Origin of the sequence: Arthrobacter sp. KN11-1C, from assembly GCF_052180225.1 — a bacterium.
Classification (GTDB): Bacteria; Actinomycetota; Actinomycetes; order Actinomycetales; family Micrococcaceae; genus Arthrobacter.
This window is the reverse complement of the sequence record NZ_CP197467.1, coordinates 2,979,492-2,999,109: the sequence shown is the minus strand read 5'-3', so window position 1 is coordinate 2,999,109 and position 19,618 is coordinate 2,979,492. Positions and strand designations below refer to the sequence as shown.

20 protein-coding genes and 1 pseudogene are annotated in these 19,618 nt (G+C 63.8%); 13 read left to right on the top strand and 8 right to left on the bottom strand.

Annotation, left to right across the window (positions count from 1 at the left end):
* Positions 1-46 precede the first annotated feature (46 nt).
* The gene (locus ACSBOX_RS14045) at positions 47-313 is read left to right on the top strand and encodes a three-helix bundle dimerization domain-containing protein (protein ID WP_442542989.1); all 267 of its coding nucleotides are present in this window, start codon (positions 47-49) and stop codon (positions 311-313) included.
* A gap of 34 nt (positions 314-347) precedes the next feature.
* Here the strand turns inward: ACSBOX_RS14045 and ACSBOX_RS14040 are convergent, their stop codons facing one another.
* Entirely contained in the window at positions 348-1,220 is an 873-nt protein-coding gene (locus tag ACSBOX_RS14040; RefSeq protein ID WP_442542988.1) for an SGNH/GDSL hydrolase family protein, read from the bottom strand.
* Positions 1,221-1,303: 83 nt separating this feature from the next.
* Here ACSBOX_RS14040 and ACSBOX_RS14035 point away from each other — a divergent pair, with 83 nt between their 5' ends.
* Positions 1,304-2,221 carry an alpha/beta hydrolase gene (locus ACSBOX_RS14035; protein ID WP_442542987.1) on the top strand — a complete coding sequence of 306 codons (918 nt, stop codon included), beginning with the start codon at positions 1,304-1,306 and terminating at the stop codon, positions 2,219-2,221.
* A 128-nt stretch (positions 2,222-2,349) separates the two neighbouring features.
* Here ACSBOX_RS14035 and ACSBOX_RS14030 read toward each other — a convergent pair whose 3' ends face one another.
* Positions 2,350-3,453: a hypothetical protein gene (locus tag ACSBOX_RS14030; protein ID WP_442542986.1), complete on the bottom strand. Its 1,104-nt coding sequence runs from the start codon at positions 3,451-3,453 to the stop codon at positions 2,350-2,352.
* Between the two features lie 236 nt (positions 3,454-3,689).
* Between ACSBOX_RS14030 and ACSBOX_RS14025 the strand changes: the two genes are divergently transcribed.
* Entirely contained in the window at positions 3,690-4,880 is a 1,191-nt protein-coding gene (locus ACSBOX_RS14025) for an acyl-CoA dehydrogenase family protein (RefSeq protein WP_442542985.1), read from the top strand.
* A gap of 156 nt (positions 4,881-5,036) precedes the next feature.
* On the opposite strand, the pseudogene ACSBOX_RS14020 reads toward ACSBOX_RS14025, so the two are convergent.
* A pseudogene (locus tag ACSBOX_RS14020) lies at positions 5,037-5,444 on the bottom strand (peptidoglycan DD-metalloendopeptidase family protein); the annotation flags it as partial.
* A 435-nt stretch (positions 5,445-5,879) separates the two neighbouring features.
* Here ACSBOX_RS14020 and rpsB point away from each other — a divergent pair.
* The 6 genes from rpsB (at position 5,880) to ACSBOX_RS13990 (ending at position 10,788) form a co-directional block, all read left to right on the top strand.
* Positions 5,880-6,758, top strand: coding sequence for a 30S ribosomal protein S2 (gene rpsB / locus ACSBOX_RS14015; RefSeq protein ID WP_442542984.1), 879 nt, complete (start codon positions 5,880-5,882; stop codon positions 6,756-6,758).
* Between the two features lie 120 nt (positions 6,759-6,878).
* Positions 6,879-7,715, top strand: coding sequence for a translation elongation factor Ts (tsf, locus tag ACSBOX_RS14010; RefSeq protein ID WP_442542983.1), 837 nt, complete (start codon positions 6,879-6,881; stop codon positions 7,713-7,715).
* A gap of 146 nt (positions 7,716-7,861) precedes the next feature.
* Positions 7,862-8,599, top strand: coding sequence for a UMP kinase (pyrH, locus tag ACSBOX_RS14005; protein WP_059387847.1), 738 nt, complete (start codon positions 7,862-7,864; stop codon positions 8,597-8,599).
* Between the two features lie 102 nt (positions 8,600-8,701).
* Positions 8,702-9,259 (top strand): ribosome recycling factor, encoded by a 558-nt coding sequence (gene frr / locus ACSBOX_RS14000; protein ID WP_078105729.1) that lies wholly within the window; start codon positions 8,702-8,704, stop codon positions 9,257-9,259.
* Entirely contained in the window at positions 9,259-10,182 is a 924-nt protein-coding gene (locus ACSBOX_RS13995; RefSeq protein ID WP_442542982.1) for a phosphatidate cytidylyltransferase, read from the top strand. The genes frr and ACSBOX_RS13995 overlap by 1 nt, the downstream gene beginning before the upstream one ends.
* A 21-nt stretch (positions 10,183-10,203) precedes the next feature.
* On the top strand, positions 10,204-10,788 hold the full coding sequence (locus tag ACSBOX_RS13990) for a DivIVA domain-containing protein (RefSeq protein WP_442542981.1): 585 nt from the start codon (positions 10,204-10,206) through the stop codon (positions 10,786-10,788).
* A gap of 118 nt (positions 10,789-10,906) precedes the next feature.
* On the opposite strand, the gene ACSBOX_RS13985 is transcribed toward ACSBOX_RS13990, so the two are convergent.
* The 4 genes from ACSBOX_RS13985 to ACSBOX_RS13970 all read right to left on the bottom strand — a co-directional run bounded on the left by ACSBOX_RS13985 (position 10,907) and on the right by ACSBOX_RS13970 (position 13,296).
* A complete protein-coding gene (locus ACSBOX_RS13985; RefSeq protein ID WP_442542980.1) occupies positions 10,907-11,494 on the bottom strand; it encodes a hypothetical protein in 588 nt (195 codons plus the stop codon).
* A 28-nt stretch (positions 11,495-11,522) separates the two neighbouring features.
* Positions 11,523-11,936 carry a DUF4383 domain-containing protein gene (locus ACSBOX_RS13980; RefSeq protein ID WP_078105726.1) on the bottom strand — a complete coding sequence of 138 codons (414 nt, stop codon included), beginning with the start codon at positions 11,934-11,936 and terminating at the stop codon, positions 11,523-11,525.
* 128 nt (positions 11,937-12,064) lie between these two features.
* Positions 12,065-12,685, bottom strand: a complete 621-nt coding sequence (locus ACSBOX_RS13975; protein ID WP_442542979.1) for a hypothetical protein — start codon at positions 12,683-12,685, stop codon at positions 12,065-12,067.
* Between the two features lie 125 nt (positions 12,686-12,810).
* Positions 12,811-13,296, bottom strand: coding sequence for an Lrp/AsnC family transcriptional regulator (locus ACSBOX_RS13970; protein WP_078105724.1), 486 nt, complete (start codon positions 13,294-13,296; stop codon positions 12,811-12,813).
* Positions 13,297-13,491: 195 nt separating this feature from the next.
* Here ACSBOX_RS13970 and pdhA point away from each other — a divergent pair, with 195 nt between their 5' ends.
* From pdhA to ACSBOX_RS13955, 3 genes are read left to right on the top strand one after another with little or no spacing between them, the layout of a single operon-like run.
* Entirely contained in the window at positions 13,492-14,658 is a 1,167-nt protein-coding gene (gene pdhA, locus ACSBOX_RS13965; RefSeq protein WP_442542978.1) for a pyruvate dehydrogenase (acetyl-transferring) E1 component subunit alpha, read from the top strand.
* Positions 14,658-15,668 (top strand): alpha-ketoacid dehydrogenase subunit beta, encoded by a 1,011-nt coding sequence (locus ACSBOX_RS13960; protein ID WP_442542977.1) that lies wholly within the window; start codon positions 14,658-14,660, stop codon positions 15,666-15,668. Before pdhA ends, ACSBOX_RS13960 begins: the two co-directional genes overlap by 1 nt.
* Positions 15,665-17,092, top strand: coding sequence for a dihydrolipoamide acetyltransferase family protein (locus ACSBOX_RS13955; protein ID WP_442542976.1), 1,428 nt, complete (start codon positions 15,665-15,667; stop codon positions 17,090-17,092). The genes ACSBOX_RS13960 and ACSBOX_RS13955 overlap by 4 nt, the downstream gene beginning before the upstream one ends.
* Before the next feature lie 113 nt (positions 17,093-17,205).
* Here ACSBOX_RS13955 and ACSBOX_RS13950 read toward each other — a convergent pair whose 3' ends face one another.
* Positions 17,206-17,859: an SACE_7040 family transcriptional regulator gene (locus ACSBOX_RS13950; RefSeq protein WP_442542975.1), complete on the bottom strand. Its 654-nt coding sequence runs from the start codon at positions 17,857-17,859 to the stop codon at positions 17,206-17,208.
* Between the two features lie 151 nt (positions 17,860-18,010).
* Here ACSBOX_RS13950 and ACSBOX_RS13945 point away from each other — a divergent pair, with 151 nt between their 5' ends.
* Entirely contained in the window at positions 18,011-19,618 is a 1,608-nt protein-coding gene (locus ACSBOX_RS13945) for a carboxyl transferase domain-containing protein (RefSeq protein ID WP_442542974.1), read from the top strand.

Genomic DNA, 19,618 nt, shown 5'->3' with positions numbered 1-19,618 from the left:
CGTCATCTTGTTGACCTTCCTGCGCCCGGATCGGACACTTAGCCCTATGACGAGGGAAGACGAAGCGCGGGCCCTTGTGGCTGTCATCAACAACCTGTCCGAGCGGTTCCCCGATATGCCACGCCCGGACATCGAGTCCGTGGTTGCTGAAGAGCACGGGAACTTGAACGGCGGCCCGATCCGGGATTATGTGCCACTCCTGGTTGAACACGCGGCCAAGAAGCGCCTCACCAAATTGGCTGCCGGAGTCCGTGCGTCCGGCGGTCTCTCATCCGTCCTTGCCGGGAAGCAGCCAGCTGTCGATAACCCGTAGGCGCCGCGTTGATCTGGAACCTCTGAGATCGCCGTCAGTTTGGCGGATCGTCGCCCACGAACGTACCCGGCGGCATCCAGGCGCCGAACACGGGGCCGGGATCCGGCCGCTTTGCGTGCCGCCCGTCGTCGGAGATTCCTTGTTTGAGGCGTTGCAGGACCCATGGGAACAAGTGCTCGCGCGCCCAGATAATGTCGTCGGCCCGTGCTTCCCGCCAACTGCGTCCGGGGAGCTCTTTCGGAGTCATTGGCTCCAAGGTGTGCAGGACGTTGAGGGTGTCGAGCACCATGATGGCGATGGTGTGCTGGCCCAGCGGCGAGAAGTGCAGCCGATCCGGATCCCACATCCGCGGGTGGGTAAGTTGACGCAGGGCCCAGAGATCGGCGATGACCGCATCGTGCCGCACCGCAATGGTCCGCAGGTTCTCGTTGAAGATGGCCACCTTGGCGCGGGTCCGTCCCAGCACGGGCGTAGCGCCCCAGTCCGGGCCAACGAACAGGACAACCGTTGCCCCGGTGGAGGCCAGGAGTTGCACTCCGGCGTCCATCCTGACGGCGAGTTTGTCGGGATCGCTTCTGCGGAAGATCAGATCATTGCCCCCGGCATTGAGGGTGATCAGATCCGGCTGCAGGGCCAGCGCAGGGCCAACCTGCTCATCCAGGATCTGATGGAGCAACCGGCCACGGACCGCCAGATTCGCGTAAGCAAAATCTTCATGTCCGGCGCTCAGTTCTTCCGCGACCCGGTCCGCCCAGCCTCGCAGACCGCCCGGGCTGCGGGGCTCCGGATCTCCTACCCCTTCGGTGAACGAATCACCCAGGGCCACATAACGGCTCCAAGGGTGCAGGCGGGCCCCCGAACCTACGGAGCCACCCTGCGCCAGACCATCGGCGCTGGGAGCATTCATCCCTCCATACTGCGCCCAACGGGCCGAACACGCCACGGCGTGCGCCGTGTTCGCGCGCCGGATGCGCATCCTAGAGTTATCCAATGAGCTTCGAACTGCCAGCGCTGATCGATCCTGAACTATTGTCACTCGTCGATGAATCCCGCGCCTTCTACGCCCACAGGCCGGCCGGCCGCGGCCCGAGGAGCCGCGAAGAGCTCCTCGCATTCCGAGCTGGCGCGGCAGCACCCGCGGAGTGTGATCCACGGCCAATCACGGAGCAGGCCCGTGCGCTTGGCCGAAGCGTTCCGGTGCGGATCCACCTGCCGGTCAGCTCTCCGGTGGCGGGCGTGTTCCTGGAAATCCACGGTGGCGGCTTCTACATGGGCTCGGCCGCTGGAAGCGATGTTCGCAACAGGCGGCTTGCTGACGCACTGGGTATTGCGGTGGTCAGCGTGGATTACCGGCTTGCCCCCGAGCACCCGTGGCCGTGCGCCCCTGACGACTGCGAGACGGCAGCGCTGTGGCTGGTGGAGCACGCCGGAAGCCGTTTTGGTACCGCGAAACTCGCTGTCGGTGGCTTCTCTGCCGGTTCAACGCTGGCGGTTTCCACTCTTGTCCGGTTGCGCGATCGCGGGGTCACGGCCTTCAGCGGCGGCGTGCTGCAGTTCGGCACCTATGACCTCGCCGCGAAGACGGACGCCGGACGCCTGATCGCCGACGAGTATTTTCTTGACGCGTATGCCGGGACTGCTCCGGATCGCGCCCACCCCGACCTTTCACCACTCTTCGCCGACCCCGCGGGCCTGCCCCCGATCCTTATCGTGGTTGGCCGTGACGACATCCTTCTGGAAGACAATCTCGCCATGGCCTCGCGGCTTTCGGACGCCGGGGTCGAGGTCGATCTGCGTATCTATCCCGCATCCCCTCATGGATTTACCGGGCATGCGACGCCCATGGCACGAGCCGCCCTCGAACGCATCGACGCATGGCTTCGAGCTCGGCTAGGCCAGGCGGACTGAATCGTTCGGCCAAGAGGATCACAAGGATCGAATCCCGGCATCAATTCCTGCGACAGGGGCGGCCAGACCTGCACAAAGAGCCCCCGACCGCGCAGAAGCGCAGTCAGGGGCTCCTTCGAAGGTGTTCGCTACTCGGAGCGCTCGCCGTCGTGCGAGTTGTCACCGGCGCCGCCGGTGAACATCAAGCCCTTGGGCTGGACGGAAGCAAGTTCCTTGATCGGGGTGAGGGCGCCCGTGCCCAGGTCCAGGTTTGCCAGGTATGCCGGGCCCGCGTCGGGTACCACGGCGGAGACCGCTTCGCCGGCCTTGAACGGGCCGGTGATGGAGAAGACCTTGTTGTCCTTCGGGTCCGTGACCAGGAGAGTCTGGTTGGAGTGCGCCGCGAACACGGTGTCATCCAGGGGCTGCGAAACGGACAGGACCTGGAGAGCTTGTTTCCCGCTGCCCGGACGGGAGGCGAAAATCAGTTGCTGGTCCGCCTGCGCGTCAAGCATGAAGGAGTTCTTGAACCGCGGAGCGGCGGCCGGAACCACCGTGTTGGAGTCCGGGTCCGTGAGGCCAAGCTTGGTTGCCTTTCCAGCCTGGGGACCGTTGGCTGCGGTAGCCGTGGCGCTGTCGCCGAAGAGAGGCGTCAGTTTGGCCGTGGTGCCTTCCAATGCGACGGAATAGGCGGCCGGACCCGAAGCGTCAACCGGCGCCGAGGCGCTGACGAGGATCTTGCCGTTTACGACGGATACGGCGTCCGTTCCACCACCGTGGGTGAGGCCGGAATATGTGTACGTAGTCAGCGCCTTCGCCTGGTCAGGGCTGAGGGTTGAGAAGCTCGAGTTGCCGTCCTCGTTGGCGGTGAGGAGGAGACGGTGGTGCTCCGGATCGGCCGTAAGCCCATCAACCTTGCCCGTGACTTGCCAGGACTTGCCGGGCTTTCCGTCGAGGCTGAACTGCTGAACCGTGCTGGCTGTGGCGCCGCTCGCGGAGGCCTCGCCCAAGGGGCCAACGCCATTCTGGAACGAGACGTACACGGAGTCGCCCATCCGGGTGATGTCGTCAGGTGCCGACTCGGTGCCGACCGGCGAAAAGGCCTTCACGGTGAATCCGGCGGCCGGGGCGTGTGCTTTGCCCTCGTCGGCAGCAGATGCCGGCAAAGCAACGGAGCCAAGAGTGGAAGCAGCAACGGCTGCGCCCACCAATACCATTGAGGTCCGCTTGAGCTTGTTGGGTGTCACAGGCATTGAAAATCGTCCTTAGGTTGGGGAAACGATGTCCCTGCCAAGCTATGGAGGCGGGCTGGGAGCGAACCGTGTAAAGGGCAAACACCCGGGGCCCCGGAGGTTAACGGCGATTGTTTCGGCCGTGGAGGATGACGCCACGCAGGAAGCCGACTCCGCTTTTGGAGTGCGCGGGGTTGCTTGTGGTGGCCCTGCTATTGCGGTATGTTACTCATCAGTAACTTACGCGAAGGAGCGCCATGTCCAAGGCAGCAATCGACCTCGAGAATCTCCCGTACGCCGACGGCGACTTCTATGGATTTGAGCAACTGCTTACGGGCAAGGAACAAGACCGGCTGGCCGAGATCCGGACCTTCCTGTGCCGTGAGGTCAAGCCGATTGCCGTTGACTGCTGGAACCGTGGGGAATTCCCGATGGACCTGATTCCCAAGCTGGCTGAGATTGACCTGGTCAGCCCGGTGAGGCGGCAAGGCTATTCCAACGTGTTCGCTGGCCTTGTCCACGCAGAAGCAACGCGCGCCGATGCCTCGATTGCCACGTTCATGGGCGTCCATGACGGTTTGTTCACTGGTTCCATCGAGGCCTTGGCATCCCAGGAGCAACAAGAAGCCTGGCTGCCGGACATCTACTCCCTCAAGAAGATCGGCGCTTTTGGACTGACCGAGCCTCTGGGTGGCTCGGACGTCGCAGGCGGCACCCGGACCACTGCGCGCCGCGACGGCGACAACTGGATCCTCAACGGGGCCAAGCGCTGGATCGGCAACGCCACCTTCTCGGACTGGGTTGTGGTCTTCGCCCGCGACCTCGCCGACAACCAGGTCAAGGGCTTCCTTGTGGACACGGGCCTCCCCGGATTCAAGGCCAGCAAGATCGAGAACAAGATCTCGCTGCGGACCGTCCAGAATGCCGATATCACCCTTGAAAACGTCGTGGTTCCGGACTTCTTCAAACTGGCCAATGCCAACAGCTTCAGGGACACCAACAAGGTTCTGAAAGTCACCCGGCTTTCAGTCGCGTGGCAGGCTGTGGGCCAGCAGCTTGCGGCGTTCGACGTTGCCCGCCGCTACGCGGTTGAACGGATGCAGTTCGGGAGGCCCCTGGCATCGTTCCAATTGGTGCAGCAACAACTCGTGCAGATCCTGGGCAACACAGTCAGTTCCATGGGCATGATGGTCCGTCTCGCGCAGCTTGAGGATGCCGGCGTCGCCAAGGACGAGCAGTCCGCGTTGGCGAAGGCCTTCACCACGGCCCGCATGCGCGAGAGCGTAGCCCTGGGGCGGGGAATCCTGGGTGGCAACGGCATTGTCACCGACTACGAGATGGCCAAGATCTTCGCCGACGCCGAGGCCATCTACTCCTACGAAGGCACCCACGAAATCAACACCCTTGTCACGGGGCGGGCCATCACCGGGATTTCCGCCATCGTCTAGCGCCGGTACATCTTGCAGCGCCAGCAAATCGTCCAACGCCAACAGATCGTCCATGGGCAGCAACACTGACGGCCGGAGATCCGTGACGAAGTCAAGCGGGTTCACATAGTCCTCCCCGGACCGAACTCCCCAATGGACGCACGGAGATCCCGCGCAGTGGCCGGCTCTGACCACGCCGATGGCTTGGCCCTTGCCCACGGTGGCGCCTACTTCGAGTTGGCTGTCGACGGGCTCAAAGCTGCTCCGCAGCCCGTTCCCGTGGTCGATAGTGATCACCGGCCGGTCCACCACGACTCCCACGAAGCTCACGGTGCCGCCAGCGGGGGCGGCGACCGTGGCGCCGTCTTCGGCTGCTTGTAGATCCACGCCGCGGTGCCCGCTCAACCACGGCTTGTCGGGAGGGTCGAAACCACGCAGAACGGTGGGCTTGGGGGAGAGGGGCCACGCCCAGTCCGGGCCGGTCCCGGGCAGGATGGGCGGGCCCGACGGCGGCGATGCAACGGCGGGCGCCGCGCCGAGGGCAACGAGCAAGAGAAGGTAGGCCGGTAGGTATGCGGTTCTCATGGAACAAGCCTTCGTTGGGGTGGCGCGTCCCGAAAGGCGCCAGCCTGGCTATGTGGAAAACGGGGCGGAAAATCTGCCGGAGGACGGACCCCTAAGAGCACGCGATGGCGGTCATGAGGCTGAAGGCGCTGTAGTACACTTGGTGGAGCAGTTTGCTGTGCCCTCAAGCTTGTTCAGAAGCGCTTCTCATTCAGTCGCGCGGGGGCTGCAGGCTGACTACGCGTATCCAACCCTCCAATTGCGAATCCTCGCGGATTCAACGCTGCGGAGGATTGTGCCTCTTGCGGTCCGGCGAGTCAGTGGCCGGATGAGAAGTGCAATGGATGCCAGGAGCCATGGCCCGTTCGGGTCCGGCTAATCAACCGTCAACTATTGGCAGGGTAAGAGTGGCCCGTGTGGCGCTCTCATGAATGACCTGCCGGAAGGAGCGTCGGCATGCCCGTCGTAACTATGCGCCAGCTGCTTGACAGCGGCGTCCACTTTGGACACCAGACCCGTCGTTGGAACCCGAAGATGAAGCGATTCATCTTCACGGAGCGCAACGGCATCTACATCATTGACCTTCAGCAGTCGCTGTCCTACATCGACCGCGCTTTCGAGTTCGTCAAGGCTACTGTCGCCCACGGCGGCACCGTCCTGTTCGTCGGCACCAAGAAGCAGGCTCAGGAAGCAATCGCTGAGCAGGCTACCCGTGTTGGCCAGCCGTACGTCAACCAGCGTTGGTTGGGCGGTATGCTCACCAACTTCCAGACCGTTGCCAAGCGTATCCAGCGCATGAAGGAACTCGAAGAGATCAACTTCGAGGACGTTGCGGGCTCGGGTTACACGAAGAAGGAGCTCCTGCTCCTCAAGCGCGAACTCACCAAGCTGGAAACCAACCTCGGTGGTATCCGCAACCTGACCAAGGCTCCTTCCGTTCTGTGGGTTGTTGACACGAAGAAGGAACACCTGGCCGTTGACGAAGCCAAGAAGCTGAACATCCCGGTTGTTGCCATCCTGGACACCAACTGCGACCCCGACGAAGTTGACTTCCCGATCCCGGGTAACGACGACGCCATCCGCTCCGTAAACCTGCTGACCCGCGTGGTTGCCGACGCCGTTGCCGAGGGCCTCATCGCCCGTAACCAGCGCGCAACCGGTGCCGCAGAGGCACCGGAAGAGCCGCTGGCTGAGTGGGAGCGCGAGCTCCTCGAAGGCAGCAAGGCCGAAGCTGCTGAAGCTCCGGCCGCCGAAACTCCGGCTGCGGAAGCTGCTGAAGCCCCGGCTGCCGAGGCCACCGAAGCTGCTGCTGGCGAAGCCGAAGCAGACAAGTAAATCCGGACCTTTCCCGCGCTGATTTCGGTGCGGGGAGCTACTGACAGGATGGCGGCCCACCAGGTGGGCTGCCGTCCTGTCAGTCCGTAAACACATAAATTTCTAGACAGAGGGGTTCACATGGCGAACTACACTGCTGCTGACATCAAGGCCCTGCGCGAGCGCACCGGCGCCGGCATGATGGACGTCAAGAAGGCTCTTGACGAGGCCAACGGCGACGCCGAGAAGGCCATCGAGATCATCCGCATCAAGGGCCTCAAGGGCGCTACGAAGCGTGAAGGCCGCTCCACCGCCGAAGGCTTGGTTGCAGCCAAGGTCACGGGCGGCGTCGGCGTAATGATCGAGGTCAACTGCGAGACCGACTTCGTTGCCAAGGCTGACAAGTTCATCCAGCTGGCCGACAAGGTCCTGGCCGTGGCCGTCGAGTCCGGCGCTGCCGACCTCGAGACCCTGCTGGCCATCGACGTCGAAGGCAAGCCCCTTTCCGAGGTTGTCGTCGAAGAAGGCGCCGTTCTCGGCGAAAAGGTTGTTGTCCGCCGCATCGCCCGCATTGAAGGCGGCACGGTTGACGCTTACCTGCACAAGACCTCCAAGGACCTCCCGGCCCAGGTCGGCGTCCTGTTCGCCGTCGAGGGCGAGGGCGACGCCGCTGCTACCGCAGCCCACGACGTTGCCGTCCACGTTGCAGCCATGGCGCCGAACTACCTGAGCCGCGAAGACGTCCCGGCCGAGCTGGTCGAGTCCGAGCGCCGCATCGCCGAAGAGACCGCCAAGGCCGAAGGCAAGCCGGAAGCTGCCCTCACCAAGATCGTCGAAGGCCGCGTGACGGGCTTCTACAAGGGTGAAGTTCTCTTGGACCAGGCATTCGCCAAGGACTCCAAGAAGACCGTTGCACAGGTCCTCGAAGAGGCCGGCGTCAAGGCAACCGCAGTTGCCCGTTTCCGCGTCGGAAACTAGTTAGACATACAAAAGGGGTGGTCACTTCGGTGGCCGCCCCTTTTGCATGCAACCGCAGGCCCGCACCGGGTGCATCCACGGCCGGCAGCTTTCTGCCCGGCCCCCAGCAAGATAATCTAGCCAGAGTCCACAAACGGGAAGGCACCATGGAAACCGAGAACACTGCAATCCATCCGGAGAAGACCCGTCGTCGTGTACTGCTGAAGCTGTCCGGCGAGGTCATCGGCGGCGGAAAGCTTGGTGTTGACCCGGAGACGGTCCGCGCCATTGCCAAGCAAATCGCCGCAGCTGTTTCCGAGGTCGAGGTGGCAATCGTCGTCGGAGGCGGGAACTTCTTCCGCGGCGCCGAACTTTCCCAGAGCGGCATGGACCGTTCCCGCGCCGACTACATGGGAATGCTCGGCACTGTCATGAACTGCCTGGCCCTGCAGGATTTCCTGGAGCAAGCCGGCGTCGAGACCCGCGTCCAGAGCGCCATCACCATGGGACAAGTAGCCGAGGCCTACATTCCGCGCCGCGCCATCCGCCACATGGAGAAGGGCCGCGTGGTCATCTTCGGTGCAGGCGCAGGCCTTCCGTACTTCTCCACCGACACCGTGGCCGCCCAGCGTGCACTCGAAGTGCATGCCGACGTCGTGCTCATGGCAAAGAGCGGCGTGGACGGCGTGTACACCGCGGATCCCAAGAAGGATCCCACGGCTGAGAAGCTCGAAAAGCTCAGCTACGACGAGGCCCTGCGCCGCGACATCCGCGTCATGGACCAGACCGCCATGACCATGTGCAAGGACAATAATTTGTCCATGGTCGTCTTCGGCATGGAAGGCGAAGGGAACGTCACCCGGGCCATTCTCGGCGAAAAGCTGGGCACCCTGGTCACCCCCTAGCAAGGGCTAGGATATTTCTAGGACTCTTCCGCCCGCAGGGGCGGAAATTTATTGTGCACTGCGGCCCGTGGACCGGGGCGCGACTATTTCTGAGGAGAAACCGTGATCGAAGAAACCTTGCTCGAAGCCGGGGAAAAGATGGACAAGGCGGTCGAGGTAGCCAAAGAGGATTTCGCGTCGATCCGTACCGGTCGCGCGAACCCCGGACTCTACAACAAGGTGATCGTGGAATACTACGGCACCCCCACACCGCTGCAGCAGCTCGCTTCCTTCGCGATTCCGGACGCCAGGACCATCCTCATCACGCCCTTTGACAAGACCTCGATGCGCGACATCGAAAGGGCCTTGAGCGACTCCGAGGTCGGCGCCAATCCGTCCAACGACGGCAACGTCATCCGGATCACCATCCCGGAGCTGACCCAGGAACGCCGCAAGGAATACGTCAAGATCGTCAAGGGCAAGGGTGAGGACGCAAAGGTTTCCATCCGAAGCATCCGGCGCAAGGCCAAGGACGCCCTGGACAAGCTCGTCAAGGACGGCGAAGCCGGCGAAGACGAGGGTGCCCGTGGCGAAAAGGAACTCGACGCCATCACGAAGGCCCACGTCGACGGTATCGATGAGCTCCTCAAGCGCAAGGAAGCCGAGCTGCTCGAGGTCTGATGAGCGAGGCTGAGCCGGCGCCCGCGCAGGGAATCCCCACACGCGCCAGACGCCAACGAGGCAACCCAACGCCCAAGGCCGGCCGGAATCTTCCGGCCGCCATCGGCGTCGGGCTCGCCATGCTCTTCGCCGTCCTCGGGGGGCTGCTGTTCCTGCCGCTCGGGTTCGTTCTGCTGACCACCGCGTTCGCGGTCCTCGGCGTGTGGGAAATCTTCCGCGCGCTCGAAGGCCAAGGCACCAGGATGCCGATCATCCCCGTGTTGACGGGTACCGTGGCGATGCCGTTGGCGGCTTATTTCGGCGGCACCGAAAGCCTGCTGTTCGCGATGGTGCTGAGCAGCACGGCCGTGCTGCTTTGGCGTTCCCTTGAAAGCGCGGCCGGAGCTCCGCGCAGCGTCTTCTCGGGAATCTTCACGCTAGCCTGGGTCCCTTTCCTGATCAGCTTTGCGATCTTGCCCCTCCATGTAGGCGCGGGAGCGACGACGGCGGGTCCCTGGCCCGGCGGGCAGGTTCCGGCGGGTGCCTGGCAGATTGCCGTGATGCTGTTGCTGGTGGTGTCCAACGATACTTTCGGGTATCTCGTCGGCTCGCTGTTCGGCAAGCATCCGATGGCTCCCAAGATCAGCCCCAAAAAGACCTGGGAAGGTTTCGCCGGCTCGGTGGCAGGTGCCATGGTGATCGGGATCCTCGCCAGCATCTTCGTGCTGGACCGGCCCTGGTGGGTCGGCGTGGTGCTTGCCGTTGGCATGGTTGCCGCGGCTACCGCCGGTGACCTCGCGGAATCCATGGTCAAGCGGGAACTTGGCGTCAAAGACATGAGCAGCATCCTGCCCGGACACGGCGGCGTGATGGACCGGCTCGACTCGATCGTCTTCGCGGCTCCGGCAGCATTTATTCTTTACGCGCTGTTGAGCGGCGCCTGACAACCACCCAGAAGGAAAGCAGTGGCAGTGGACATTCGTCGCCAGATCCCCGCAGCATTTGAGCGCGTGGCGCACAGCAAGTATGGCTACAACGCAAAGCAGGTAGACCAGTTTTTCCAGCGCGCCCGGTTGTCGTTCGAAAACAGGGCCGAGGCATCGGAGAAGATCGGCAGCAGCGATGTCCGCGCCGTTTCATTTGATCCTGTCAAAGGCGGCTACGACGCCACGGCTGTGGACGCAGCCCTGGACCGGCTCGAAGACGCCTTCGCCCGACGTGAGCGTGACGAGCTGATAGCGGCAGAAGGCGAGGAAGCCTGGCTGCTGAAGATTGGAAAGCTCTCCGGAGTGTTGCGCGGCCGTTTGCACCGGCCCGACGGCGAACGTTTCCGTCGGCCGGACAAGAAGCGCTCCCGCAGCTACAACATCGCCGAGGTCGATGCCTTGTGTGTCTCCTTGATCGGTTACCTGGAAAACGACAAACCGCTGAGCGTCGACAACGTCCGCCGGGCAGCATTCTCCGAGGCCCGCGGTCGCGACGGTTACGAAGAGGCGCAGGTTGATGCCTTCCTCGACCGGGTTGTTGAACTCATGGCGGCCATCGACTAGCCAAGCTCGGGCCCACCCCGGAATCGGGTCAGTTCCGCGTTAAGCAGCAATCCCTCCCACACTCGGTGCGGGAGGGATTGCTGCTTCCGCCTGGGCGGAAGGTCCTGGTGGTTATGGCTTAGTGGTTATGGCCGCCCGGCAGGGAGTGCTCTCCGTGCGGGACGGCATGCGCTCCGGCCACCGAGGCGGCGAGCCCCGGCGTCGTAATTGCTGCGACGATGACGGCGGCAGCGAAGGCGGCTCCCAAAAGCGCACCGGCTCGTGGGGGAGCCGAAGCGGTTCCCCCGACGTTGTCGCGAAACCTGCGGGCGAGCCAGGCGGAGGATCCCAGCGCCATCAGGACCAGGAAAAGAGCCGCCAGATGCCCGCCGTCGAGCACCCTTTGGGCCATGCCGGCAACCAGGAATCCGACATGGACCAGGACGGCCGCGAGGAGGCCTGTTGTTGTTGGCTTACGGAAACGGAGCCGCCCCCTTTGGAGGCTGGCAATCGAGCTGGCGAGCAGCGCCAGGCCCCAGACCACGAAGACGCCGCCCGCCCACACAAGGGGTCCCCGGCCCGAGATGTAGCTCGAGGCGATGGAAAGCTCGACGAGACCCGCGCCCATTCCCGCAAAGCACGAGAACAAAGTAAGGGAGGCCCCAAGGGTGGGTCCCACGGACGTCGTTGGCTGAGCTGACACGGGGGTCGCAGCTTGAGCTGACACGGACGGCTCCTTCCGGGTTTCGAGGTGTTTAGACGTGGGCCCTGGCGGTGGTGGCCGGAACCTTGTCCTGCGAGAGGCCGATGCCGAGAAGAACCACAGCGCTGGCAAGGTGCAGGACGTTGTCTGCGCCGTTAAGGGCAATGATGTTCAGTGCGGAGCCCACGAGGAACAGTCCGAGGATGCCGACGAGCAAGTAGACGGCGCCGACGGTGGTGTTGACGGTCTTGGACAGCACGGTGCTGTTCATGCCCGAGTAGAGGAGGGCCGCGCCAATGGCGAGGTGGATGATGTTGTGCAGGGGGTTTACCGCAAAGATGATCAGATTGGCACCCTCGGTAGCGAAGAATCCAATTCCCGAGGTGACGAAGAATCCAACGACACCCACGAGCAGGTAGACGGCGCCAAAGATGGTGGCGATCAGGCGGTTGGGCGAAGTGCGCATGGTCCAAACCTTCCGGTATGGCCGGGGTTGTATCCGGCCTGTGTTCGAAACCCCGGACGGGGCTCTCAACCAGATATTCGGACTCCCCGGCGCTATGGATGGGTCGGATGGGACGAATTTTTTCGGAGTTATCCCTGCGGCTGGAGACTGATGGCGTCCATCTTCAAATCAGTGCCTTCAAAGTTGTACCTCAAGTCAAGGGTTTTGCCTTGGCACTGCAGGGTTCCAACAACGTCGGCGGTGTTGTTCCCGTTGAATGAACCGACGTTTACCGAGTCGTAGTGGGGCCTGCAGGTGTTTTCCAGTCCGAGACCCGCAATGCCGGCGATGAACTTGTCCTTCGTCAGGCTTCGGGTGAGCGCAGGGTTCATGTACTGGTCGTAGGCCTGGGAGCTTTGGCCGTTCACGATCAGGCGGGTGAAGTCGTTGGAGACGGCCTGGGCCCGGTTCGTGGCACTTCCCACCAGGTTGGCCAGAACGACGACCCCCACGATGACAAGGGCCAGGAACGCGGCCACCGCTCCGAGAATGATCCAGAGGAGCTTTCGGCTCTTCTTACGCGGCGGGACGGGCATCCCGTAGGGGTGGGGAGGGTACGCCCCCGGCCCGGGCGGGGCGTAGGGACCGGAGTAGGCGCCGGGGTACTGCCCGGGAGCGGGGTACTGCTCGGGAGCGGGGTACTGCCCCGGCGGGGTGAACTGGGCCCGAGGGTCCTGGTCAGGCTGCAGCGGTACTTGCGGGGTGCTCACGGGTGGTTCCCCTTCCCGGCGACCAGGCCTGCGCCGCCAACCGGACAGAAGCCGCCAGCCGGCCCCCTAGGCGTCCACCTGCATCAAATCGCACATTCCAGCGAGGAGCAAGGGGATTCAAGGGCTCAGCCCGTGCGGAGCGCCTTCTTGGTATTCCGGTTCAACAACGGCTGCACCCGGAAGGGAATCAATTCGCCCATGGACATGGCAGTGTCCGTTCGTTCCACTCCGTCGCACGCAAGGATCTTGCCGTTGATCCGGAACAGATCCTCGGCGTCGAGCGCCACCACCCGCAGCAACAGGTCAGCCGAACCGGTCAGTCCGTACCCCTCCAGGATTTCCGGGATTTCGGCGAGGTCCAAGGCGAGCTGCCCAAGCTTCTGCTGCTGCACATGCACCGAGATGAATGCCATGAGCGGGTAGCCGAGGGCTGCCGGGTTGATGCGCCGTTCGAAGGAGAGAAAGGCATGCTTCTTTTCCAGCTGGGCCATCCGTGCCTGGACTGTATTCCGGGAAAGTCCCAGCTTTTGCGCCAAGGCCACTACCGTGCCGCGGGGATCCTTCGCCATGGCCGAAAGCAGGCGTGTGTCGGTGCCATCTAAAGCTTGCATAATGCGCAACGTTAGCACGGTGCGCACCATCCAGACAGGGCAGAATGCGCAGAAATTTCAACGGTGGTTGTACCCAATGAGCATTGTGAGTAGGGTCACAGTTAATCCAGGCGACGACGCCCGGATGCTGGCCCGCGGGCGGATCACAAGTCCCTCCAAAGGCCTGCGAGCACGAGCTGAAAGGTGCGATCAACTGTGTTGACGGACGAACCCGGCCAGGACGCCTACAAGGTGTCGAATCCCGGAATCAGTGCAGCAAGCCCGCGTCGGACCGGCGGGGATCTGGTCCAACTGATTTCCCCGGAGGGGGAACGCATCAGCCACCCGGAGTTCGATCTCTGGGTCAGCGATGTCACGGACGAGCAACTGTGCTCGCTGTACGAAGACATGATGGTCATCCGCCGCATCGACGCCGAGGCCACGGCCTTGCAGCGTCAGGGTGAGCTGGCCCTGTGGCCGCCACTGCTGGGCCAGGAAGCCTCCCAGATCGGTTCCGGCAGGGCCCTCAGGGACGATGACTTTGTCTTCCCCAGCTATCGGGACAACGGCGTTGCCTACTGCCGCGGCGTGGAGCCAACGGATTTGGTCCGCGCGTGGCGCGGCAACGCTTCGGCCGGTTGGGACCCTTACCGCCACAACATCGCCACCCAACAGATCATCATCGGCTCGCAATCGCTGCACGCAACCGGCTACGCGATGGGCATCCAGTACGACGGAGCGGACTCCGTGGCAATTGCCTACTTCGGCGATGGCGCCACGAGCGAGGGCGATGTCAACGAGGCCATGGTCTTCGCGGCGAGCTTCCAAGTACCCGTGGTCTTCATCTGCCAGAACAACCACTGGGCCATCTCGGAACCCGTCCGGATTCAGTCCCACATCCAGATCGCCGACCGTGCTTCCGGCTTCGGAATCCCCAGCATGCGGGTCGACGGGAACGACGTCCTGGCTGTCCTGGCTGCCACGCGCATTGCGTTGGACCGGGCCCGCAACGGCGGCGGACCGACCTTCATCGAAGCGGTGACCTATCGCATGGGCCCGCACACGACGGCGGATGATCCCACCCGTTACCGCGACGCCAATGAACTCGAAGACTGGGCAGCCAAGGACCCGATTACCCGGCTCAAGGCACTCCTTCGGACCAAGGGCCTCCTCACGGAAGAAGTCGAAGCCAAGACCCAGGCCAAAGCGGACGAGGTGGCCAGGAACCTGCGCGCAGGAGTCATCAACATGCCCGATCCCGCGCCCCTTGACCTCTTCAAGCACGTCTACAGCACACCCAACTCCTGGATCGAACGCCAGAAGGACCACTACTCCCGCTATCTGGAAAGCTTCAGCGGATCAACCCAGGAAGGTGCCCTCTGATGAGCAAGCTGACCTTCGCCCGCGCCATCAACGCCGGCCTGCGCAAGTCCCTCGAGAACGATCCCAAAGTTGTCCTCATGGGTGAGGACATCGGAGCACTCGGCGGCGTTTTCCGTGTCACCGACGGCCTCCAGAAAGACTTCGGCAAACACCGGGTAGTTGATACTCCCTTGGCCGAATCCGCGATTATCGGCACCGCCGTCGGACTGGCCTACCGCGGCTACCGCCCGGTCTGCGAAATCCAATTCGATGGCTTCATCTACCCGGCATTCGACCAGATCGTCAGCCAGGTAGCCAAGATGCATTACAGGACCCAGGGCCACGTCAAGATGCCCATCACCATCCGGGTTCCCTTCGGCGGCGGAATCGGTTCGCCCGAGCACCACTCCGAGTCCCCGGAAGCCTACTTCACGCACACCTCGGGACTCCGCGTCATCAGCGTGTCCAACCCGCAGGACGCCTACACCATGATCCAGCAGGCCATCGCCTCGGACGATCCGGTGCTCTACTTTGAACCCAAGCGCCGCTACCACGACAAGGGCGAAGTGGATGAGACCGCGAATCTTTCCACGGCGCTGTCCATGGAGAAGGCAAGGGTGGTCACCGCAGGCAGCGACGTCACCTTGGTGACGTACGGACCTCTCGTGAAGACCGCGAACGACGCCGCGATGGCCGCCGCCGACGAAGGGGTCTCCGTGGAGGTCATCGACCTGCGCTCGCTCGCTCCGATCGACTTCCCGGCAGTGGAGGCATCCGTCCGCAAGACCGGCAGGCTCGTCATCACCCACGAGGCTGCGCAGTCCGGCGGGCTCGGCGCAGAAATCGCCGCCAGCATCACCGAACGCTGCTTCAACTACCTTGAATCGGCGCCGGTCAGGATCACCGGGTTCGATATCCCGTACCCGTACTCCAAGCTCGAGATGCACCACCTGCCGGACCTCGACAGGATCCTCGACGGCGTGGACCGCGCACTCGGCCGCGGCAACTCCCTGAGCGGGCTGGAAGGATGAGCGCCACCATGATCAAGGAATTCAGGCTGCCCGACCTCGGTGAAGGACTCACCGAGTCGGAAATTCTCAGCTGGAAGGTCGCGGTGGGGGACACCGTGACGTTGAACCAGGTCATTGCCGAGGTCGAGACGGCCAAGGCCGTGGTCGAGTTGCCTTCGCCCTTCGCCGGAACCGTCGCCGCCTTGCACGAACAGGCCGGTTCCGTTGTGGAGGTCGGCAAGCCGATTGTCTCCTTTGAAGTCGACGACGCCGGAGCCTCACCTTCCGGTGGTAGCGGTTCCGATACGGGAGCGTCCAACGGGACCGCCCCGAGCCCGGCGGAGAGCGCGGCCAAGCGCGAGCCGAACCTCGTGGGCTACGGTGCCGTCCTCGAAAAGTCCGGACGCCCGGCCCGACGCCAGCGGAGCTTTGAGGCAGGCGCCACCGAACGCGAGCCAGTCCGGGAGCCCGCTCCCGCCGTCGAGCCCGTTTCCACGGTCGAAACCAAGGCACCGCTTGCGGTTCCAAGCGCGACTGCAGCGGAGCCGGAGCGTCCACGGTCCACGCCTCCGGTCCGCAAGCTGGCGAGGGACCTCGGAATCGAGCTCGAGCTGGTCAGGGGAACCGGACCGGGAGGCCTGATCACCCGTTCGGACGTCCAGGACTTCGCCTCCGGGTCCCAGGCGCAGGTTTCGGTACCCGGGGTCGCCCCCGCCGCCGCGCCCGCCGTCGGGGTTTCAACTGAGCGCGAGACCCGCACGCCCATCAAGGGAGTCCGGAAGTTCACAGCCGCTGCCATGGTGCAAAGCGCCTTCACGGCGCCGCACGTGACGGAGTTCCTGACCGTGGACGTCACGCCCACCATGGAACTGCTGACGCGCCTCAAGGCCAGCCGCGAATTTGCCGGGTACAAGCTCACGCCGTTGACTATCGCGGCCAAGGCTGTGCTGATTGCCCTGCGCAGGAACCCGAGCCTGAACTCCCGCTGGGACGAAGGCGCACAGGAGATCGTGCAGTTCAACTACGTCAACCTGGGGATCGCGGCCGCAACGCCGCGTGGCCTGACAGTTCCGAACATCAAGGACGCGGACAGGATGACGCTGCTGGAGCTGTCCACGGCTTTGTCGGCTCTCACGGACACGGCGCGTTCAGGCAAGACCTCCCCGGCCGACCTGACGGGCGGGACCATCTCGATCACGAACATCGGTGTGTTCGGAATCGACGCCGGAACCCCCATCTTGAACCCGGGCGAGGCCGCCATCGTCGCGCTCGGATCGGTGCGCAAAGCCCCGTGGGTTCACAACGACGAGCTCGCGGTGCGCCAGGTCATGTCCCTGAGCCTGTCCTTCGACCACCGGCTGGTGGACGGCGAACAGGGCTCGAAATTCCTGGCCGACCTGGGCGCGATCCTGTCCGACCCCGCAACCGTCATGACGATGATCTAGCAGCGCGTTTGATCTAGCACTGCGTCGAGGCCCAACTAACTCGCACTAGATGTCGTTTTGAGGGCTCATAACGACAACAACTGCGAGCTAGTTGGGTTCTCGGCGGCAGGAGGTTAGCGCGCCGTCAGGGCCGCGAGGGCCATGCGCTCGAGGATGGGCCGCGCGGTCTTGACCGCCATGCGTCGTCCGTGGTGCCGGACCGAGTGGGGCGTCGAGTTGATGAGACCGAAGGCCGCGTGGGCACGGACCCGGAGTTCGGCGGGATCGGTTTCCGGATGAAGTTCGCCGAGCACGCCCACCCACAGTTCCACGTAATTGCGCTGCAGGGTGCGGACTTCGGCCTGGTCGGCGTTGCTGAGGTTGCTGAAGTCGCGGTCCTGGACCCGGATGACATCGGGATTGCTGAGGGCGAAGTCCACATGGAACTCCACCAGTCCGCGCAAGGCAGCTTCGGCGTCGGGGGCCTCGGACGCTACGTTGCGTCCGCCGTCGAGCAGGTTCCGGCTCACGCTCAGCAGCAGCTCGGCCAGTACGGCTTGTTTTCCCGGGAAATGCCTGTACACGGCAGGACCGCTGACTCCAGCCGCGGCACCCAGGTCCTCAAGGGACACGCGGTTGAAACCGTCGGCGGCGAACAACCCGGCTGCGGCGGTCAGGAGGGCCTTGCGCCGCGTTTCCTTGGCCTGGCTTCTCTGTGTCGGGCTGTCTTGCCTGGGGCTCCGCGGGGTGGGGCCGTCCTGATGGGAGCTCCTTTGGAAGGTGACCACAATTCCTCCTTTTGCACGCGTCCATTTCGGCGCCGGCACCGGGGTGGCCCGGTGCGGAGGTGATGGACAACACAGTTAATAGAGACTAACCTAAATTCCAGTTATGCGGTACTAACTGAGATGGCCCATGGGCCGGGATGGGACACAGTCGATGGAGACACTCGCCAGCCAGCTGGATACCAGCAGCGACCAGTTCGCGGCCAACGCGGAAGCGCAGCTGTCCCTGGTACACGAGCTGAAGAAACGCCTTGCCGTGGCCGCGCTCGGCGGCCCGGAGAAGTCGCGTGAGCGGCACATTTCCCGGGGCAAGCTGTTGCCGCGCGAGCGCATCAACTACTTGTTGGACGAAGGAAGCCCTTTCCTGGAGATCGCCCCCTTGGCGGCCAACGGGATGTACAACGATGACTCGCCCGGCGCCGGGGTGATCGCGGGAATCGGGCTGGTCCACGGCCGCCAGGTGATGGTGGTTTCCAACGACGCCACGGTCAAGGGCGGGACGTATTACCCGATGACGGTGAAGAAGCACCTCCGGGCCCAGGAAATCGCCCTGGAAAACAAGCTGCCGTGCGTCTACCTCGTGGATTCCGGGGGAGCGTTCCTGCCCAAGCAGGACGAGGTGTTCCCGGACAAAGAGCACTTTGGCCGGATCTTCTTCAACCAGGCGAAGATGTCCGCGGCGAAGATCCCGCAGATCGCGTCCGTCATGGGATCCTGCACCGCCGGTGGCGCCTACGTTCCAGCCATGAGCGACGAAACCGTCATTGTCCGCAACCAAGGCACCATCTTCCTGGGCGGGCCGCCCCTCGTGAAGGCCGCCATCGGTGAGATCGTCACGGCAGAGGAACTCGGCGGCGGCGACGTCCACTCGCGGATTTCCGGTGTGACGGACCACCTCGCCGAAAACGACGAGCATGCCCTGCAGATTGTCCGCGACATCGTCGCCACCCTGCCCCAGCCGGCGGCCCCGGCGTGGGACGTGGACACCGCCGTCGAGCCTGTTGTGGACCCGGCCGGGATCTATGGTGCAGTTCCCACGGACGTCAACGCCCAGTACGACGTCCACGAAGTCATCGCCCGCCTGGTGGACGGCTCCAGGTTCCACGAGTTCAAGAAGAACTACGGCACCACTCTGGTGACGGGGTTCGCGAAGCTCCATGGCCATCCCGTGGGCATCGTCGCCAACAACGGGGTTCTATTCAGCGAGTCCGCCCTCAAGGGCGCGCACTTCATCGAGTTGTGCGACCAGCGCGGCATCCCGCTGGTCTTCCTGCAAAACCTCTCGGGCTTCATGGTGGGCAAGGACTACGAGCACGGCGGCATTGCCAAGAACGGCGCCAAGATGGTCACCGCGGTGGCTACCGCCCGCGTGCCCAAGCTGACCGTGGTGATCGGCGGTTCCTTCGGCGCCGGAAACTACTCCATGTGCGGCCGGGCCTACTCACCGCGCTTCCTTTGGATGTGGCCGGCCAGCAGGATTTCGGTCATGGGCGGGAACCAGGCTTCCAGCGTGCTGGCCACCGTCAAGCGCGACCAGTACGAGGCCCGCGGCGAGGAATGGTCCGCCGAGGACGAGGAGGCCTTCAAGGCCCCCATCAAGCAGCAGTATGAGGACCAAGGCAGCCCCTATTACTCCACCGCCCGGCTCTGGGACGACGGCATCATCGACCCCGCAGACACCCGGCGCGTCCTGGGCATGGCCCTCGATACCGTCTCCCGCCAACCCCTGCCGGAAACCTCCTTCGGCCTCTTCCGGATGTGA

Excerpts from the sequence above, each read along its gene's own strand:
- ACSBOX_RS14045 (WP_442542989.1), top strand. The coding sequence starts at position 47 with ATGACGAGGGAAGACGAAGCGCGGGCCCTTGTGGCTGTCATCAACAAC.
- ACSBOX_RS14040 (WP_442542988.1), bottom strand. The coding sequence starts at position 1,220 with ATGAATGCTCCCAGCGCCGATGGTCTGGCGCAGGGTGGCTCCGTAGGT.
- ACSBOX_RS14035 (WP_442542987.1), top strand. The coding sequence starts at position 1,304 with ATGAGCTTCGAACTGCCAGCGCTGATCGATCCTGAACTATTGTCACTC.
- ACSBOX_RS14030 (WP_442542986.1), bottom strand. The coding sequence starts at position 3,453 with ATGCCTGTGACACCCAACAAGCTCAAGCGGACCTCAATGGTATTGGTG.
- ACSBOX_RS14025 (WP_442542985.1), top strand. The coding sequence starts at position 3,690 with ATGTCCAAGGCAGCAATCGACCTCGAGAATCTCCCGTACGCCGACGGC.
- rpsB (WP_442542984.1), top strand. The coding sequence starts at position 5,880 with ATGCCCGTCGTAACTATGCGCCAGCTGCTTGACAGCGGCGTCCACTTT.
- tsf (WP_442542983.1), top strand. The coding sequence starts at position 6,879 with ATGGCGAACTACACTGCTGCTGACATCAAGGCCCTGCGCGAGCGCACC.
- pyrH (WP_059387847.1), top strand. The coding sequence starts at position 7,862 with ATGGAAACCGAGAACACTGCAATCCATCCGGAGAAGACCCGTCGTCGT.
- ACSBOX_RS13995 (WP_442542982.1), top strand. The coding sequence starts at position 9,259 with ATGAGCGAGGCTGAGCCGGCGCCCGCGCAGGGAATCCCCACACGCGCC.
- ACSBOX_RS13980 (WP_078105726.1), bottom strand. The coding sequence starts at position 11,936 with ATGCGCACTTCGCCCAACCGCCTGATCGCCACCATCTTTGGCGCCGTC.
- ACSBOX_RS13970 (WP_078105724.1), bottom strand. The coding sequence starts at position 13,296 with ATGCAAGCTTTAGATGGCACCGACACACGCCTGCTTTCGGCCATGGCG.
- ACSBOX_RS13960 (WP_442542977.1), top strand. The coding sequence starts at position 14,658 with ATGAGCAAGCTGACCTTCGCCCGCGCCATCAACGCCGGCCTGCGCAAG.
- ACSBOX_RS13955 (WP_442542976.1), top strand. The coding sequence starts at position 15,665 with ATGAGCGCCACCATGATCAAGGAATTCAGGCTGCCCGACCTCGGTGAA.
- ACSBOX_RS13945 (WP_442542974.1), top strand. The coding sequence starts at position 18,011 with ATGGAGACACTCGCCAGCCAGCTGGATACCAGCAGCGACCAGTTCGCG.